Origin of the sequence: Cupriavidus laharis (assembly GCF_914271435.1) — a bacterium.
Lineage (GTDB): Bacteria > Pseudomonadota > Gammaproteobacteria > Burkholderiales > Burkholderiaceae > Cupriavidus > Cupriavidus laharis.
Genome location: NZ_CAJZAI010000015.1, coordinates 89300 through 107117 on the forward strand (window position 1 = coordinate 89300; position 17818 = coordinate 107117).

13 protein-coding genes and 1 rRNA gene are annotated in these 17818 nt (G+C 66.8%); 4 read left to right on the forward strand and 10 right to left on the reverse strand.

All coding sequences use genetic code 11. The features are described from left to right. Positions 1–49: 49 nt before the first annotated feature. Positions 50–3349: an acetyl-CoA carboxylase family protein gene (locus LDO29_RS23095; protein ID WP_224082063.1), complete on the forward strand. Its 3300-nt coding sequence runs from the start codon at positions 50–52 to the stop codon at positions 3347–3349. A 23-nt stretch (positions 3350–3372) separates the two neighbouring features. Here the strand turns inward: LDO29_RS23095 and LDO29_RS23100 are convergent, their stop codons facing one another. Further along, on the reverse strand, positions 3373–4512 hold the full coding sequence (locus tag LDO29_RS23100; protein WP_224082064.1) for an aminopeptidase: 1140 nt from the start codon (positions 4510–4512) through the stop codon (positions 3373–3375). 7 nt (positions 4513–4519) lie between these two features. Beyond that, entirely contained in the window at positions 4520–6631 is a 2112-nt protein-coding gene (locus LDO29_RS23105; protein WP_224082065.1) for a molybdopterin-containing oxidoreductase family protein, read from the reverse strand. A 323-nt stretch (positions 6632–6954) separates the two neighbouring features. Here LDO29_RS23105 and LDO29_RS23110 point away from each other — a divergent pair, with 323 nt between their 5' ends. Continuing rightward, complete coding sequence (locus LDO29_RS23110) at positions 6955–8133, forward strand: ABC transporter substrate-binding protein (RefSeq protein WP_224082066.1); 1179 nt, start codon at positions 6955–6957, stop codon at positions 8131–8133. A gap of 26 nt (positions 8134–8159) precedes the next feature. Here LDO29_RS23110 and LDO29_RS23115 read toward each other — a convergent pair whose 3' ends face one another. From LDO29_RS23115 to LDO29_RS23140, 6 genes are all read right to left on the reverse strand, one after another. After that, positions 8160–9218, reverse strand: a complete 1059-nt coding sequence (locus tag LDO29_RS23115) for an ABC transporter ATP-binding protein (protein ID WP_290369616.1) — start codon at positions 9216–9218, stop codon at positions 8160–8162. After that, positions 9215–10213, reverse strand: a complete 999-nt coding sequence (locus LDO29_RS23120) for an ABC transporter ATP-binding protein (RefSeq protein WP_224082067.1) — start codon at positions 10211–10213, stop codon at positions 9215–9217. The genes LDO29_RS23115 and LDO29_RS23120 overlap by 4 nt, the downstream gene beginning before the upstream one ends. Before the next feature lie 19 nt (positions 10214–10232). After that, positions 10233–11147: an ABC transporter permease gene (locus tag LDO29_RS23125; protein ID WP_224082068.1), complete on the reverse strand. Its 915-nt coding sequence runs from the start codon at positions 11145–11147 to the stop codon at positions 10233–10235. Positions 11148–11150: 3 nt separating this feature from the next. Next, positions 11151–12128, reverse strand: coding sequence for an ABC transporter permease (locus LDO29_RS23130; protein WP_224082069.1), 978 nt, complete (start codon positions 12126–12128; stop codon positions 11151–11153). 126 nt (positions 12129–12254) lie between these two features. After that, positions 12255–13841 (reverse strand): ABC transporter substrate-binding protein, encoded by a 1587-nt coding sequence (locus LDO29_RS23135; RefSeq protein WP_224082070.1) that lies wholly within the window; start codon positions 13839–13841, stop codon positions 12255–12257. 34 nt (positions 13842–13875) lie between these two features. After that, positions 13876–14175, reverse strand: a complete 300-nt coding sequence (locus LDO29_RS23140; protein ID WP_224082071.1) for a hypothetical protein — start codon at positions 14173–14175, stop codon at positions 13876–13878. Between LDO29_RS23140 and LDO29_RS23145 the strand changes: the two genes are divergently transcribed. Continuing rightward, complete coding sequence (locus LDO29_RS23145; protein WP_224082072.1) at positions 14165–15358, forward strand: M20 aminoacylase family protein; 1194 nt, start codon at positions 14165–14167, stop codon at positions 15356–15358. The genes LDO29_RS23140 and LDO29_RS23145 overlap by 11 nt on opposite strands. Before the next feature lie 15 nt (positions 15359–15373). Beyond that, positions 15374–16402, forward strand: coding sequence for a DUF2891 domain-containing protein (locus LDO29_RS23150; protein ID WP_224082073.1), 1029 nt, complete (start codon positions 15374–15376; stop codon positions 16400–16402). Positions 16403–16408: 6 nt separating this feature from the next. Here the strand turns inward: LDO29_RS23150 and LDO29_RS23155 are convergent, their stop codons facing one another. Both LDO29_RS23155 and rrf read right to left on the reverse strand, forming a co-directional pair. After that, positions 16409–17323: a DUF3047 domain-containing protein gene (locus LDO29_RS23155; RefSeq protein ID WP_224082074.1), complete on the reverse strand. Its 915-nt coding sequence runs from the start codon at positions 17321–17323 to the stop codon at positions 16409–16411. Positions 17324–17611: 288 nt separating this feature from the next. Then, positions 17612–17725, reverse strand: a 5S ribosomal RNA gene (gene rrf / locus LDO29_RS23160). Positions 17726–17818: the final 93 nt, after the last annotated feature.

The window sequence follows — 17818 nt, forward strand, 5'->3', positions numbered from 1 at the left end:
CGCCCCGGCATTGCGATGCTGGGGTGGAACCCTACCGCCTTTACCCCACATGAACCCGCCCAAGCTCCTGATCGCCAACCGCGGCGAGATCGCCATCCGCATCGCCCGCGCAGCAGCGGCCCTGGGCTTGCCGAGCGTGGCCATCCACAGCGAGGACGACCGCGACGCGCTGCACGTGCGCAAGGCCGACGAAGCCGTGGCCCTGCCCGGCAGCGGCCCGCGCGCTTACCTGGATATCGAACAGGTGGTCGCCGCCGCGCACCGCGCGGGCTGCCAGCTGGTCCATCCGGGCTATGGTTTCCTGTCCGAAAATGCCGACTTCGCCCAGGCATGCCTGGACGCCGGCCTGACCTTCGTCGGCCCCGCGCCCGATGTGCTGCGGCTGTTCGGCGACAAGGCACGCGCCCGCGCACTGGCCCGCGAACATGGTGTGCCGGTGGTACCGGGCACGACCGGGCCCACCTCGCTCGCCGCGGCCCATGCGTTCTTTGCCGACCTGCCGCGCGGCACCGGCATGATGATCAAGGCGCTGGCAGGCGGCGGCGGACGCGGCATGCGCGCCGTCCACGACGCGGCGCAGATCGACGAAGCATGGACACGCTGCGCTTCGGAGGCGACGGCGGCATTCGGCAACGGCGCGGTCTATGTCGAGCAGATCGTGACGGCGCCGCGCCACATCGAAATCCAGGTGGTCGCGGACGCCAGTGGGCAAGTGGTCACGCTCGGCGAGCGTGAATGCAGCCTGCAGCGCCGGCACCAGAAGCTCGTGGAAGTGGCGCCCAGCCCCACGCTCGATGAGGCGACGCGCGCGCACCTGGCCGAGGCCGCCGCCACGCTGGCGCGCGCGGCCGCTTACCGCGGCATTGGCACGTTCGAATTCCTCGTGCAGGCGTGCGACGGCCAGCCGCCGGCGTTCTGGTTCATGGAGGCCAACCCGCGCCTGCAGGTCGAACACACGGTGACAGAAATGGTCACCGGCGTGGATCTCGTGCAAACCCAGCTCGCCATCGCCATGGGCGCCGACCTTGTGCAACTGGGTCTGGAACGCGTGCCGGCACCGCGCGGCGTGGCCGTGCAGCTTCGCATCAATGCCGAGCATCTCGACGGACAGGGCCAGCTGCGCCCGGCCGCCGGCACGCTCACGGCGTTCGAGGCACCGAGCGGCCCGGGCGTGCGCGTCGACAGCGCGGGCTACGCCGGCATGGCGGCCAACCCGCGCTTCGATTCGCTGCTGGCCAAGCTGATCGTGCATGAGCCCGGCGGCAACTACGGCCGCGCGCTGGCACTCGCGTACCGCGCCCTGTGCGAGTTCCGCATCGAGGGGATCGACACCAACCGGCGCCTGCTGCAGGATCTGCTGCAGCAGGATGCGGTGCAGCGCAACGCGGTGCACACGCAATACCTCGACCACGCCCTGCCCGCGCTGGCCGCAGCCGGCGGCGACCATCCTGCGCTGCATGCAACCGGCACCGCCATTTCGGAGCAGGACGCCGACACCGAAGACGACCTGCCCGCCGATGCCGTGGCCGTGCAGGCGCCCATGGACGGCGCACTGGCCGCGCTCCACGTCCGGCCCGGCGACACCGTGCGCCGCGGCCAGCCGCTTGCCATCATCGAGGCCATGAAGATGGAGCACCCGGTCGAGGCGCCAGCCGCAGGCACTGTGCTCGCGGTGCGCACGGAGGCCGGCGCCACCGTGCGCGCCGGTGCCACGCTGGTGCTGATCGAAGCCGGCGACGATGCCGGCCACACCGAACAGGCGCGCACCGCGGCCGACCCCGATCATGTCCGTGCCGACCTGCGCGAAACGCTTGAGCGCCACGCGCTCGGCCAGGACGCCGCCCGCGAGGCTGCCGTGGCGAAGCGCCACGCGCAGGGCGGCCGCACCGCGCGCGAGAACATCGCGCAACTGTGCGACGCCGAGTCCTTCATCGAATACGGCGCACTGGCGATCGCCGCGCAGCGCCAGCGCCGCACGGAAGACGACCTGATCCGCTCGACGCCAGCCGATGGCATCGTGACCGGCATCGGCACCGTGAACGCGGCACGGTTTCCCGGTGGCGACGCGCGCTGCATGGTGCTGGCCTACGACTACACAGTGCTGGCCGGCACGCAGGGCTACTACGGCCACAAGAAGCTCGACCGCATGCTGGCGCTGGCGCGGCAGTGGCAGCTTCCGGTAGTGCTGTTTGCCGAAGGCGGCGGCGGCCGCCCCGGCGACACCGATATGCCGGTGGTAGCCGGGCTCGACTGCACCTCGTTCATCCAGTTCGCGCGGCTGTCCGGCCAGGTCCCGCTGGTGGGCATCGTGCATGGACGCTGCTTTGCCGGCAACGCGGCGCTGCTGGGCTGCGCCGATGTGATCATCGCCACGCGCAGCGCCACAATCGGCATGGGCGGCCCGGCCATGATCGAAGGCGGCGGGCTCGGCGTGTATGCACCCGAGGAAGTCGGCCCGGTCAGTATCCAGGCGCCCAATGGCGTGATCGATGTGCTGGTGGACGATGAGGAAGCCGCTGTCGATGCCGCGCGCCGCTACCTATCCTATTTCCAGGGCGACGCGCCCGACTGGCAGACCGAAGACTCGCGCCACCTGCGACACGCGATACCCGAGAACCGCCTGCGCAGCTACGACATGCGCGCGGTGATCCATGCGCTGGCCGACACCGGCTCGGTGCTCGAACTGCGCGCCGCATTCGGTACCGGCATCCTCACCGCGCTGATCCGCATCGAGGGCCGCGCGTTCGGCTGCATCGCCAACAACCCGCGCCACCTCGGCGGTGCCATCGACAGCGCCGCCGCGGACAAGGCCGCACGCTTCATGCAGCTATGCGATGCGCACGGCCTGCCGATCCTCTCGCTGTGCGACACGCCGGGCTTCATGGTCGGCCCGCAGGCGGAGAAGAGCGCCACGGTGCGCCACGTCTCGCGCCTGTTCGTCGTGGCCGGCGCGCTGCGCGTGCCGTTCTTCACGGTCGTGCTGCGCAAGGGCTACGGGCTCGGTGCGCAGGCCATGGCCGGCGGCAGTTTCGCCGCGCCGTTCTTCACCGCGGCATGGCCCAGTGGCGAATTCGGTGCCATGGGCCTGGAGGGATCGATCCGGCTGGGCTTCCGCAAGGAACTCGAAGCCGTGGCCGACCCCGACGAGCGCGAGGCGCTGTTCGCGCGCATGGTCGATGCCGCCTACCAGCGCGGCCGCGCGCTGAACATGGCCAGCCACCTGGAAATCGACGCCGTGATCGACCCGGCCGACACGCGCCGCTGGCTGCTGCGCGGGTTGGCTTCGGTGCCGCCCGGCAGCCTCGGCCGGCGCACCGGCGACGACCGCCGCTTCATCGACACCTGGTAGCAGCCTGACCCGGCCTGCGTCCGTCAGCGGCCGGGCCGGCCTGGGTCCGAGCTACGCTCCTCGGCGCTCAGTGTGCCGGTGTTGACCGCCGGTGGTGCCAGCTGGCGCAATACGGCATGGCGCTCATCCGGCGGCAGGTCGCCGATGCGGCGCGCCTCGGCATAGAAGCGCGTCCAGTCCCCGCCCACGCTGTCGAGCAGCGCGGTGAATGCCGGCACCCATTGCTGGTACGTGGCCACAGCAGCCAGGTGGGCGTTGGTCAGCGGCTGGTCGAACCAGCGGTCGTAGCCGCTGTAGCCGCCCCACTCCGTACGCAGCGCCGCGTACTGGCGCCGCAGGCTGTCGAAGATCTCCGTCTTGCCGCGGCGCTTGGTGTCATCGTCGGCGTCAGAGCGGTACAGCGCGTCGAGCCGATCGCGCGTATCGAGCAGCAGGGTGCGGAACTGCCGGCGCCGGTTGTCGTACTGCCGGTAGCTCGCGCGTGCATCGTCGGATGCATCATCGCGAAGCCAGCGCTCCACGCCGGCCATTTCCACGGCGGTCGCGAAGGACTCGTTGAAGGCCGTGTCGTTGCGCACGTACACGACCTGGTGTGCAAGTTCGTGGAAGATCATCCGCGCGAGCTCGCCTTCCGGCAGGTAGACGAAGGTATTGAGCAGCGGATCGTCGAAATAGCCGAGCGTGGAATAAGCCGGGATGCCGGCGACGTAGGTTTCCAGCCCTTCCCGGCGCAGGCCGGCGGCGTAGTGCTCGGCATCGCCCTGCGCGTAGTAGCCGCGATAGCTGATGCAGCCGACGATCGGGAAGCACCACTGGTGCAGCGCCATCGACAGCTCGGGCGTGGCGAACACGCTCCACACCACATAAGGCCGGTGCAGGTTGGCGTAGCGGCGATAACTGCCGTTGTCAGGCAGCTTCAGCTCGCGCGAGGCATAGTCGCGCATGCGGCGCGCCAGTGCCAGGCGCTGGGCCAGGCGCGCGTCGTTCGACGCCTGCGCGCTGGCAATCGCGTCGTCGAGCGACTGCGCCTGCGCCATCACCCCAAGGTGGCCGCCGATGGACTGGTAGTAGTAGCCGAGCGTATCGCAGCCGGCCACCGCCAGCGCCAGCCCTGCCGCCACCAGGATGGCCGCCGTGCGGCGGCGTCCCCTTTTCCAGTCCATCACCGGATCATGGCGCGACGGCCACCACCTCGTCGGCCTCGTGCCATGCCTCCACCTCGACCAGGCAGTCATAGAACACCGGTGCGCGGCCCAGGTCGGTGAGCCGCTGGCTGGTGAGTTCGTTGGCGTTCTTGCCGTCCGGCGCAAGCTTCTTCCACCAGATCGACAGCCCTACCACCAGCCCCTGCCGTGCGCGGTCGGTCACGCGCGCCCGCGCCAGCATGCTGCCGCGGTCATTGAAGGCGCGTACGCGGTCGCCGTTGACGATGCCGCGCGCGGCGGCATCGGCCGGGTGGATGTCCAGGTGCGGCTCGCCCTCGGTCGCGCGCAGGCTGTCGATGTTGACGAAGGAACTGTTCAGGAAGTTGCGCGCGGGTGGCGAGATCATCGCCAGCGGGTACTTGCCGGCCAGTTCCGGCGCGGACGACGGCGCCTCGTACGGCGGCACGTAGTCCGGCAGCGGATCGAGCCCCGCGCTGCGCATGGCTTCGGAATAGAACTCGCATTTGCCGGAGTCGGTCGGGAAGCCGCCGTGCGCGAACGGCGCGGCCGGCAGCGACAGCTTCTGCCAGCCTTGCTCCTTCAGCGATTCCCACGTAATCCCCTGCGCACGCGCGTCACCCGGGACGATGGCCTGCGCCGCGATCTGTTCGTCGCTGTCGGCAAAGCATGGATCGCTGAAGCCCATGCGTTGCGCCAGGCGGCGGAAAATCTCGGTGTTGGGCAAGGCCTGGCCCAGCGGCTCGATGGCGGCATTGTTCGCCAGGAAGTACGTATGCCCGTAGGCCTTGTGCACGTCCACGTGCTCGAGCTGCGTGGTGGCCGGCAGCAGGATATCGGCATAGTCGGCCGTATCGGTGCGGAATTGCTCCAGTACGACCGTGAACAGGTCCTCGCGCGCAAAACCCGCGGCCACCTTGCCCGATTCCGGCGCCACCGCCACCGGGTTGCTGTTGTAGACCACCACGGCCTCGAGGCGCGGGTTGCCGGCGCGGCCCGCATCCAGCAGCGCGTCGCCGATCGTGCTCATGTTGACGGTGCGCGGCACCCGGCCGGCGGGCAGCAGGTCGGGCCGCTGCATGGCCCTGTCGTTGATCGGGAAGAATCCCGACGCCGACAGCTGCAGCCCGCCCGCCGGATGCCGCCACGCGCCCACCAGCGAGGGCAGGCACGCCACCGCGCGCACCGCCTGTCCGCCGCCGTGCACGCGCTGCATGCCGTAGTTCAGGCGGATGGCCACCGGCTGGCGCTCGCGCACGGCCAGCGTGCCGTAAAGTCCGGCCAGCCACTCGATATCTTCCACTGCAATCCCGCAGATCTCTGCGGCACGGGCCGGCGCATACGCCTGCGCCCGCTCGCGCAGCGCGTCGAAGCCCAGCGTGTGCTGCGCGATGTAGTCGTGGTCGAGCAGGCCGTCCCGGATCAGCACATGCATGATGGCCAGCGCCAGCGCGCCGTCGGTGCCCGGCATCGGCGCGATGTGGCGGTGGCATTTCTCGGCGGTCAGCGAGCGGTACGGGTCGATCGCCACCAGCGTCGCGCCGCGGCGCTTGGCTTCTTGCGCGCGTGTCCAGAAATGCAGGTTCGAGGCGATCGGGTTGCCGCCCCAGATGATCACGAGCTTCGCGTCGACGACATTCTCCATGTCCATGCCGACGCTCGCGCCATAGGTGTAGCGCAACGCCGTGGCGCCAGCGCTCGCGCAGATGGTGCGGTCCAGCAGCGAGGCGCCGAGCTTGTGGAAGAAGCGCGCGGCCATGCTCTCGCCCTGCACCAGCCCCATGGTGCCGGCGTAGCTGTAAGGCACGATCGCCTGCGGGTCGCGCGCGGCAATGGCCTTGAGCCGGGTGGCGACTTCGTCCAGCGCCTCGTCCCAGGAGATCGGTTCAAACTTGCCCTCGCCCTTGCGCCCGACACGGCGCATCGGCGTCAGCAGCCGGTCCGGGTGGTAGGTGCGCTCGGTGTAGCGCGACACCTTGGTGCACAACACGCCCTGGGTGCCCGGGTGGTCCGGGTCGCCATTGACCTTGATCGCGCGGCCGTCCTCGACGGTGACGAGCAAGGCACAGGTGTCGGGGCAGTCATGCGGGCAAGCGGCGCGGACAATGCGGGAAGCCATGGAGTCTCCGGGCGGGGCGAGAAGGCGAAAGCCAGACAGGCGCTGGAATGTGTGTCGGGGCAGATGGCCTGGGGGATGGGCCTGAGGCCCGTCAATGCCGGGAAACCCGCGGCGGACGGGGCAGTTTCTGGATCGGATTGTATTCGATTATGATGCAGCGGCGCGTTCCGGTCTCAACCGGAAATACCCCGTCGGCCGCCCCGTGCCACGCAGCCTGAACCGGCTCGCGGCAGGCATATGTCGAGCCCCCGGGGAACCCGACGCCGGCGCAGACCGGCCCGGGCGGCGCATGGGTATCCAACCTGACTTTTTTGCGGGGTTTCATGTCCGATCTGAACGGGGTCAAGGCCAGGCGTTTCGCCGGCCTGCTGATGGCATGCGCCATCGGCTTTTGCGGCGCATCGGGCGCCGCCATCGCTGCGGAAGCCGGTGTCACGGCCGACACCATCGTGCTGGGCCAGTCGGCTGCGCTGAGCGGGCAGACCGCGGCGCTGGGCAAGCAGATGGGCGCCGGCGCGCGCCTGTACTTCGAGTCCGTCAACCGCCAGGGCGGCATCTACGGCCGCCGTATCGAACTGCAGACGCTGGAGGACTACAACGAGCCGGAGACCGCGGCAGCCAACACGCGCAAGCTGATTGGCGAGAACCGGGTCTTCGCCCTGTTCGGCTACGTCGGCACCGACAACGCCGAGGCCTCGCTGCCGGTCGCGGCGCAAGCCGGCGTGCCGTTCTTTGCGCCCTACACCGGCGCGCAGTCCCTGCGCGACCCGCGCCAGCGCAATGTCTTCCACGTGCGCGCCGGCTTCAACGAGGAAACCGCCGCCATCGTGCGGCAGATCCGCACCACCGGACTCAAGCGCGTGGCCGTGGTCTATAACGATGACGCCTACGGCAAGGCCGGCCTGGAAGGGCTGGCGCGCGCGCTGCAGGCATCGCCGGACAGCGGCGTGCAGATCGTGGCGCGGGAAAACGTGGTGCGCAACACCGTGGAGATCGGCGACGCCATGCAGGGCACGATGAAGGCCAGTCCGGATGCCGTGGTGCTGATCAGCGCCTACCGCACGGCCGGCGCCTTTGTGAAGGAAGCCCTGCGCCGCGGCTACAACGGCCAGTTCTACAATGTGTCCTACGTCGGCACGCAGGCGCTGGCGCGCCAGCTCGGCACGCTGGGCAGCGGCGTGATCATCTCGCAGGTCATGCCGCACCCGGGCAATGCCACGCTGCCGGTGGTCCGCGAATACCTGCGGCTGCTGCAGGCCTCCGGCAAGCCGGACGACTTCGACTACGTCGGCATCGAGGGCTTCGTCGCTGCCAAGGCGTTCACCGAAGGCCTGCGCCGCGCGGGCAAGGACCTGACGCGCGAGCGGCTGGTGGCGGCGCTGGAAAGCATGCGCAATGTCGACCTGGGCGGGTTTATCGTCAACTTCACGCCTGAGAACCACGTGGGGTCGAAGTTCGTGGAAATGACGATCATCAACTCGAAGGGGCAGGTGATTCGCTGAGGGTTGCGGACTGCGCGTCGCCCGATCTACGCCATATCGTTCAGGTGACACGCCGAGAGCCTTCCCGGCGCAATCTCCTTCAGCAGCGGCTGCTCCGTCGTGCAGCGCGGCATCGCATGCGGGCAACGCGGATGGAAATGGCAACCCGTCGGCGGGTTCAGCGGTGACGGAATCTCGCCTCGGATCGCTACATAGGTCTTCTTGCCGACTTCGAGCTTCGGCGCCTCGGCCAGCAGCGCCTGCGTATAGGGATGGTTGGGCGCGGCGAAGACTTGCTCGGTCGGCGCCGACTCCACCACGCGGCCCAGGTACATGATCACCACGCGGTCGCTGATGTGCTTGACCACCCCGAGGTCGTGGCTGATGAAGAGGTAGGTCAGGTTCAGTTCCTGGCGCAGGCGCATGAACAGGTTCAGCACCTGGGCCTGGATCGATACGTCCAGCGCCGCCACGGACTCGTCGCACACCAGGAATTCCGGCTTAACCGCCAGCGCGCGCGCGATGCCGATGCGCGCGCGCTGCCCGCCCGAGAACTGGTGTGGGAAGCGGCGCAGCACGGTCGGGTCCATCCCCACACGCACGAGCATGTCTTCCACATAGGTCCTCTGCTCGCCGCGCGCGACCATGCCGTGCACGACCGGTGCCTCGCCGACGATGTCGATCACGCGCAGCCGCGGATTGAGCGAGGCATACGGATCCTGAAAGATCATCTGGATCGCGAGCTGCTTCTCGCGGCGCTTCTCCGGCGGCAGGTGGTCGAGGTTGGTGCCGCGCCACAGGCGTTCGCCCTCGGTCAGCGTATGCAGGCCTACCGCCATGCGGCCGAGCGTCGACTTGCCGCAGCCGGACTCGCCCACCAGCCCCACCACCTCACCCTCACGGATGCTCAGGTCGACGCGGTCGACCGCATGCACGACCTCTTCACGGGCGTGCGCGCCGAACAGGTTGGCGATGCGCGCCGCAGTGTCCAGAGATTTGACGAAGCGCTTGGAAACACCGCGCAGTTCCAGCAGCGGCGCGGTCGGCGTGGCCGGCGGCATAGTGCCTTCCGTCATGGGAGGGGTATCCAGGTCGGTTTCACTCATGCCGCCTCCTGCCGGGACAGCACCGGATGGAAGCAACGCAGCCGCCTGCCGTCGGCCGCGGTTTCCAGCGGCGGGTCGGTCTTGCATACGGCAGTGGCATAGGGGCAGCGCTCGCGGAAGGAACAGCCGCCCGGCAGGTTCAGCAGCGACGGTGTCATGCCGGGGATCTGCTTCAGCGGCGCGCCACGCGGGTTGCGCGAGGGCGCCGAGGCGATCAGCCCGTGCGTGTAGGGATGCTCGGGATGCTCCAGCACCTGGTGTACGTCCCCCGCCTCGACGATCTTGCCCGCGTACATCACGCAGACCGAATCGGCCAGCCCCGCCACCACCGACAGGTCGTGCGTGATCCAGATCAGCGCCGTGCCCGACTCGCGGCACAGCGTCTGCATCTCGTAGAGGATCTGGCCCTGGATGGTGACGTCCAGCGCCGTGGTGGGCTCGTCCGCGATGATCAGGTCGGGCTTGTTCAGCAGCGCGATGGCGATCGCCACGCGCTGGCGCATGCCGCCCGAGAACTGGTGCGGGTACGCCAGCAGGCGCTCGTCCGGTGACGGGATGCCCACGCGCGCCAGCGCATTGCGCGCACGCTCGCGCGCTGCGGGCTTGCTGACCTTGTCGTGCGCCATCACCGCTTCGATCATCTGCGTGTCGATGCGCAGGACCGGGTTCAACGTCATCATCGGGTCCTGGAAGATCATCGCGATGCGGTTGCCGCGCACGTCGCGCTGCTGGACCGGCGTGAGCGCGCGCAGGTCGCGCGTGATGCCGTCGCGGCTGGTCAGCGCAATGCGGCCATCGACCACTTTGCCGGGCGGGTCGATCAGTCCCATGATCGAGTAGCCCGTCATCGACTTGCCCGAGCCGGATTCGCCGACAAGGCCCATGATCTCGCCGCGGCCGACTGTGAAGGATACGTCGTCCACCGCCTTGGCAATGCCGCCGCGCGTGAAGAACTGCGTCTTGAGGTGTTCGACCACCAGGGTTGGTTGTGCCATGTTGCGCTCCCCTCCCTATTTATTGCGTCTGCAGGCGCGGGTTCAGCACGTCGCGCAACTGGTCGGCCACGAGGTTCATGGCCACGATGGTGACCACGAGCGCAATGCCCGGGAAGAAGCTGATCCAGTACTTGCCCGACAGCATGTACTGCTGGCCGTTGGAGATCAGCGAGCCGAGCGACGGCTCGGTGATCGGCACGCCCAGCCCGAGGAAGGACAGCGTCGCTTCGAGCGTGATGGCCGATGCCACCTGCAGCGCCGCGATCACGATCAGCGGCGGCAGGCAGTTCGGCAGCAGGTGACGGAACATGATGCGCCCCGGCGGCAGGCCCAGGCAGGTGGCGGCTTCAATGTATTCCTTGCGGCGTTCCACAAGCGCCGCGCTGCGCGTGGTGCGCGCATAGTAGGCCCACTGGACCGCCACGAGCGCGATCACGATATTGCCGATGCCCGGGCGCAGGAACGCCAGCAGGATCAGCGCCAGCAGGATCGGCGGGAACGACAACTGCAGGTCGGCCACGCGCATGATGAAGGCCTCGGTACGCCCGCCCAGGAATCCCGCGAGCAGGCCCAGCGTGGCGCCGAGTATCAGCGCGATGACCGTACTCACCACGCCCACGCCGATGCTGATGCGCAGCCCGTACATGACCGCGGACAGGATGTCACGCCCCTGCTCGTCGGAACCGAGCACGAAGGTCATGCCGTTGCCGGCCTGCTCGCCGGGCGCGAGGCGTGCATCGAGCACATCGAGCGTCGCCAGGTCATAGGGGTTCTGCGGCGCCAGCCAAGGCGCGAAGATGGCGATCAGGATGATGGTGACCAGCGTGATCAGGCCCGCCACGGCGATCTTGCTGGACAGGAACTCGGCGGCGAAGCGGCGGAACGGCGTCTGCTCGCGCGCGGCCTTCGGTTTGTCTGCGATAGCGGCAGTCATGGCTCAGCCCTTGTTGTCGGCAATGCGCACGCGCGGATCGAGCACGCTGTAGATGATGTCCACCGCAAGGTTGATCAGGATGAACAGCGTCACGATCACCATCAGGTAGGCGACGATCACGGGCCGGTCCAGCAGCTGGATCGAATCGATGATCAGCTTGCCCATGCCGGGCCAGGCAAAGATCGACTCGGTGACGATCGCGAACGCGATGATCGAGCCGAACTGCAGCGCGATCACCGTCACGATCGGGATCAGGATGTTCTTGAGCACGTGCACGCCAACGATGCGCGTATTGGACAGTCCCTTGGCACGTGCAAACTTCACGTAGTCCTGCAGCATCGCCTCCTGCGTGCCCGCACGCGTCAGGCGGATCACCATCGCGATGTTGAGCAATGACAGCGTCACTGCCGGCAGGATCAGGTGACGGATGCCGTCGACGGTCAGGAAGCTCAGCGGCACGCCGAGCACGCGCACGGTCTCGCCACGTCCGTTGGAAGGCAGCCAGCCGAGCTGCACGGCAAACACCATGATCAGCATCAGCCCGACCCAGAAGGTCGGCAGCGAGAAGCCGAGGATCGACACCGTCATGATCGATTTTCCCGCGATGCCGTTCGGACGCAGACCGGCCCACAGGCCGAGCGGAATGCCGAGCACGATGGCCAGCAGGATCGCGCACACCGCCAGCTCGAGCGTGGCCGGCATGCGTTCGAAGATCAGCTTGAGCGCGGGCGTGCCGTGGGCAAACGACGTGCCCAGGTTGCCATGCAGCGCGTTCTGCAGGAAGACGAGATATTGCTCCCACAGCGGCTTGTCGAGCCCGAGCGCGGCAATGGTGCGCCGGATGTCTTCCTGGTCCGCCTGCGGATTGATCAGGATATCGACCGGGTTGCCGATGGCGAAGACGCCGAGAAAAACGAGCAGCGACATGATGAAGAGCACGACCACGCTCTGCATCAGCCGCCGGATGATGAAAACCAGCATATCGAACCACTATCCTTTCGCACACCGCTGCGGGCCGCGCCGGGCCAGCCCCGCGCCCGTCCCAGGCACGGCCCGCATGGTGTACGTTGCCGCGATGACTACCCGCAGGCGACCGGATGGCGCCGCTTATTGCGGCTTGAAGTTGTGCGCATAGGTGCGTTCGTCGGTACGCGGTACATAGACGATACCCTTTTGCGTGGCCCAGGTCGTCACCTGCTGGTGGATCGGGATGATACCGCCGTCATTGATGGCGATGGCAGTGGCCTCCTGCAGCAGCTTGGAGCGCTCGCCGTCATCCACGGTGGCCAGCGCCTTCTCGAGCACCACGTCCATCTTCGGGTTGCAGTACTCGCCCCAGTTGGTCGTGCCGAAGCCCTTCTTGCTGTCCTCGCAGGCCAGCAGCGCGCGCAGCGGCGAGCTGACTTCACCCGTCTGCGCGCCCCAGCCCAGCAGGCCGAACGACCATTCGTGCTTGATGCCCTTGGACGAGTAGGTCGCCATCGGCATGCCTTCCACCTTGGTCGCGATTCCGATACGCGTCAGGTTCTGCGCGATAGTCTGCGCAATCTTCTCGTCGTTGACGTAGCGGTTGTTGGGCGTGTGCAGCGTCACGCCGAAGCCGTTCGGATAGCCCGCTTCGGCGAGCAGCTTCTTGGCGCCCTCCGGATCGTACTTGACCGTCTTGAGGTTTGGGTTGTAGCCGAACAGCGTTGGCGGCACCAGGTTATTGGTCGGCTCGGACAAGCCCTCCATCAGCCGGTCCTTGATGCCCTGCCGGTTGATGGCCATGCTGATGGCGTTGCGCACGCGCGCATCCTTCAGCGGGTTCTTGTCCATCGGCTGGCCTTCCTTCGTCGTGACATACGGAGACTTGTCACGCTTGGCATCGAAGTACAGGTAGATCACGCGATGCGAGATCTTGGAAAAGAACGACAGCTTGGGATCCTTGCGCACCTTGGGCAGGTCCGGCGTCGGCACGTTCTCGATAGCCTGCACGTCGCCGGACAGCAGCGCGGCCAGGCGCGTGGCCGGGTTGGGAATGAAGCGCAGTGTCACCTTGTCCCATGCCGGCTTGGGGCCCCAGTAGTCGTTGTTGCGCACCAGCTCGACGCGGTCGTCGCGCGCGTAGCTGACGAACTTGAACGGGCCGGTGCCGATCATGCCCTTGCCCTGGGCAAAGTCGTCGGAACTCAGGCCCTGCGTCGCCTTCTTCTGCACGATGAAGATCGACGTCAGGTCGTTCAGCATCAGCGGGTACGGCTGGCTGGTGGTGAGTTGGATGGTGTACTTGTCGATCACCTTCTTGTTGACGATCGCCTTGGTGTAGACGTCAAACTTGCCGGGGCTGTTCTGGATCGTGGCCGGGCGGTCGAGCGACCAGACGATGTCCTCGGTGGTCAGCTCCGAGCCGTCGTGGAACTTCACACCCTTGCGGATCTTGAACTCCCAGGTCAGGTTGTTGACCAGCTTCCACGACTCGGCCAGGCCGGGGATGATGCGGCTGTCCGGATCCATCTTGATCAGCGAATCGAAGATGTGCTCCGACACGTTGATGTTCGAAAACAGGTTGTAGAAGTGCGGATCCATCGAGGTCGGCGGCGAGCTCATGGCCAGCTTGAGATCGGCAGCCTGTGCCGCGCCGGCCAGCGCAAGGCTCATGGCCCCGGCTACCGCGACAGCACCAAATGCCTTCTTGAATGTGCGAAGGGACATCGCGCAATTCTCCCAGGAACAGGTGAAGCAGACGTTAGGATCGGCAATGCGTGCGCGCAGCGGGCCCGAAGGCGGGCTGCATTTTGGTGCGGTCAGGCATCAGGTCGCGACGATATTGCCGGCCGGGCACTTCAAGCATGAACTGTTCCAGCAGCCAGTGAAACGGGGCATTGGGGGAAACCCACCCGCGGCGTATTGCACTGCGCCATCGCGCAGGTGCCCATGCGAATGGTGTGAGCCGCAAACCGGCCAGTTTTGGCGCTTTGCGGGCGGGCGTCGTATGATCGGGGGTATCCACCGCCAGTCGTACCGTCTCCGGCATCATGAAGCTCATTCCCGAAATCCTGCAGGCGCAAGACGAAATCCGCACGATCCGACGCGACATCCATGCGCATCCCGAGCTATGTTTTCAGGAACAGCGCACTGCCGACGTGGTGGCGCGCACCCTGGAATCCTGGGGGATCGAGGTCCACCGCGGACTGGGAACGACCGGCTTGGTCGGCGTGATCCGCCAGGGCAACAGCCCGCGCAGCATCGGCCTGCGCGCCGACATGGATGCGCTGCCGCTGCAGGAGGCCAACACCTTCGGCCATCGGTCGCAGCATGACGGCCGGATGCACGCATGCGGCCACGACGGCCACACGGCAATGCTGCTGGGCGCTGCACGTTATCTGGCCGAGCACCGCAACTTCGACGGCACCGTCAACCTGATCTTCCAGCCGGCAGAAGAAGGCGGCGGTGGCGCGCGCGAGATGATCAAGGACGGTCTCTTCGAGCGCTTCCCATGCGATTCGGTCTACGGCATGCACAACTGGCCGGGCATGCCGGTCGGCACGTTCGGCACGCGCGCCGGCCCGCTGATGGCATCGAGCAATGAGTTCCGTATCGTCGTGCGCGGCAAGGGCGCGCATGCGGCCATGCCCAACAACGGCAATGATCCGGTGTTCACGGCGGCGCAGATCGTGTCGGCGCTGCAGGGCATCATCACGCGCAACAAGCGGCCGATCGACACGGCCGTGATTTCCGTCACGCAGTTCCACGCCGGCGACGCGACCAACATCGTGCCGGACCAGGCCTGGATCGGCGGCACCGTGCGCACTTTCACGCTGCCGGTGCTCGACCTGATCGAGCGGCGCATGGCGGAAGTGGCGCGCGCAGTGGCATCGGCTTTCGATTGCTCGGTCGAGTACGAATTCCACCGAAACTATCCGCCGACGATCAACAGCGCGGCAGAGGCAGAGTTTGCTGCCGGTGTTGCTGCGGAGCTGGTAGGCGCCGAGAACGTCGATGCCGATGTCGAGCCAACGATGGGCGCGGAGGATTTCTCCTTCATGCTTCAGGAAAAGCGTGGCTGCTACCTGTTCATCGGCAATGGCGACGGCGCGCACCGCGAGTCCGGCCACGGCATGGGGCCATGCATGCTGCACAACCCGAGCTACGACTTCAACGATGACCTGCTGCCCGTCGGGTCGACCTTCTTTGTCAGGCTGGTGGAAAAGTGGCTGGCCACGGCCTGAGCGAGTACGACAGCCATGGCGCGCATCGCACTGGACCGAAGTATCGCGGATGGCTTTGCCCGCGTGGCGCTTGAGAACATCGGGCGCCGCTACCCGTACAAGGTAGACCATATGTTGACCGGGCCGGACGAGCCGCTCGATCCGGCCGTCCTTCACCCGGTGTTCTGCGGCAGCTATGACTGGCATTCCAGCGTGCACATGCACTGGATGCTGGTCCGCCTGCTGTCGCTCTGGCCCGATCTCGACGACGCTTCTCGGATCCGCGCCATGCTTGATGAGCAGTTCCGGCCAGAAGCAATCCAGGCAGAGCTGGCGTATTTCCACCGGCCGGCATCGCGCACATTCGAGCGGCCCTATGGCTGGGCCTGGCTGCTTCGGCTGCAGGCCGAACTGCAGTCCGCCGGCGTGCACGATGCACAGGCCGCACAATGGGCCGAAAGCTGTGCGCCGTTCGCCCGGCATCTGGCCCAGCAACTCGTGGACTATCTGGATGTGGCCGATTTCCCGGTCCGCACCGGCACGCATTTCAACAGCGCGTTTGCGCTGATCATGGCACTGTCCTACGCACGCACGGACCAGCATCACACGCTGCGCCGCGCGATTGTCCGGCGCGCGCACCGCTGGTTCGGCCACGACCAGCGCTATCCGGCCCGCTATGAGCCCGGCGGCGATGAATTCCTGTCAGGCGGACTGACGGAGGCCGTGCTGATGCACGCGGTGATGGACGGGTGCGCCTTCGCGGAATGGTGGGAACTGTTCGCGCCCACGCGGGCGGAACTGGCCAACTGGCTCACGCCCGTCTCGGTCACGGACCGCGGCGATCCCAAGATGTCGCATCTCGACGGCCTCAACCTGTCGCGCGCGTGGTGCTGGCGCATGCTGGAGCCTGCGCTGCCAGAGGACCAGCGCCCCCTGGCGGTGCGTGCGTGGTCCGACCATATCGAAGCCTCACTGCCACAGGCCATACAGGGCGACTATGTCGCGACGCACTGGCTGGCATCATTTGCCGTGCTGGCTCTCAGCGAGCCGGTTGGCGGCCAGTAGGGAATCCTAGTCCAGCGCGATGTCGCCGTACCAGGACTCCGCCTTGCTGCGGGTGTTGTCGGTATCGGTCATGATGCCGACGGCGATGACCCGGCCCGGGTCCGTGCCGAAAGCCTTGCGGTAGTCGGCGCGCAGGTCGCGTTCGTGGCAACGCCATTCATTGGCATGCTTCATGCCGCTATCCACCACGATCATGCGCACGCGATCCGTATGCGGATTGGGCAGGACCGTGCCCTCCGGACGCTTGCCGCCCCAGATGTACATCAGCGTCGCATAGGGCATTTCGCGGCCCGTCGTCAGGCGGGCCATTTCGTACATCAGCTGGTCCTTCAGCGACAGGCTGCCCTTGTCGCCATCGAACGCGACGAACAGGCGCAGCGGAGAATCTTCGCGCGGCCCTTGACCGTTGTCTGCATTGCGGATGATGTCGTTGGTCTTCCAGGTCCAGCGCAGCATGCCCGCATCGCGATCGCGCAACGGGACGTAGAGGCCGGATGCGGAGCTATCGGCCTGCGCGTGCACGACTACCCGCTGATCGATCTCTGCGAGGGAATAGCGGGTAGGCGTCTTGTTCCGGTTGATCGTCCACGGCTGCCAGCCAACGGGCAGCCGGTTCCGCAAGTGCGCGGAGGAAAAGCGTGGAAGGCTGGCCAGCAGCGGTGGCGGTGCATCGCCGTCATCGCCGGCTTCCGCTTCCACGGCTTGCTCGTTGGCAATGGTCATCGGATCAGGCATCCGCTCGTCGGATGCGCTCGCCGCCTGGGCGGCGACACGTGCTGCGAAGACTTTGCAGTCCATGGCCGAAACGGCTGCCATTGCTGCAGGGTCCGCAGGCTGACTGACTTGCGTCGATGCGCATCCCGCCAACGTCAGCGCGACCGCCACGCCAGTCAATACAAGCCAATACTTCCTGGCCGCCATGTGACCCCCTGCTTCCGAAATTCCGCCGTGCTGCTGTTTCGCAGCGGGCTTTAGTATTGCGTACTGCTTGCCGCGTATTGCGCGCGGCAGACTACTTCATCCCGGCATCATCCGAGACTTGGGATGGAAGTTATCAGAAGCGGTGTGCGTCCGGAATACTCCGCTACCCTCGAATCGCAGGCAAACAACAGCTGGCAAGAATCGAAGGTGCCCTTGCTCAGGCTTTCGACACCCAGAAAGACAAAACCCCTCGCAGCGAACGCTGTCGAGGGGTTTTGAGGGATAAGAGCCTGGCGATGACCTACTTTCACACGGGTAATCCGCACTATCATCGGCGCGGAGTCGTTTCACGGACCTGTTCGGGATGGGAAGGGGTGGTTCCAACTCGCTATGGTCACCAGGCATGAGGGGTTGTGGCGTTGGGGTTGAGGCCAACGTCACGAATAGGGATGTAGTCTGTAGTGTTGGGTTGTGCTTGCTGTGTCAACACACGGG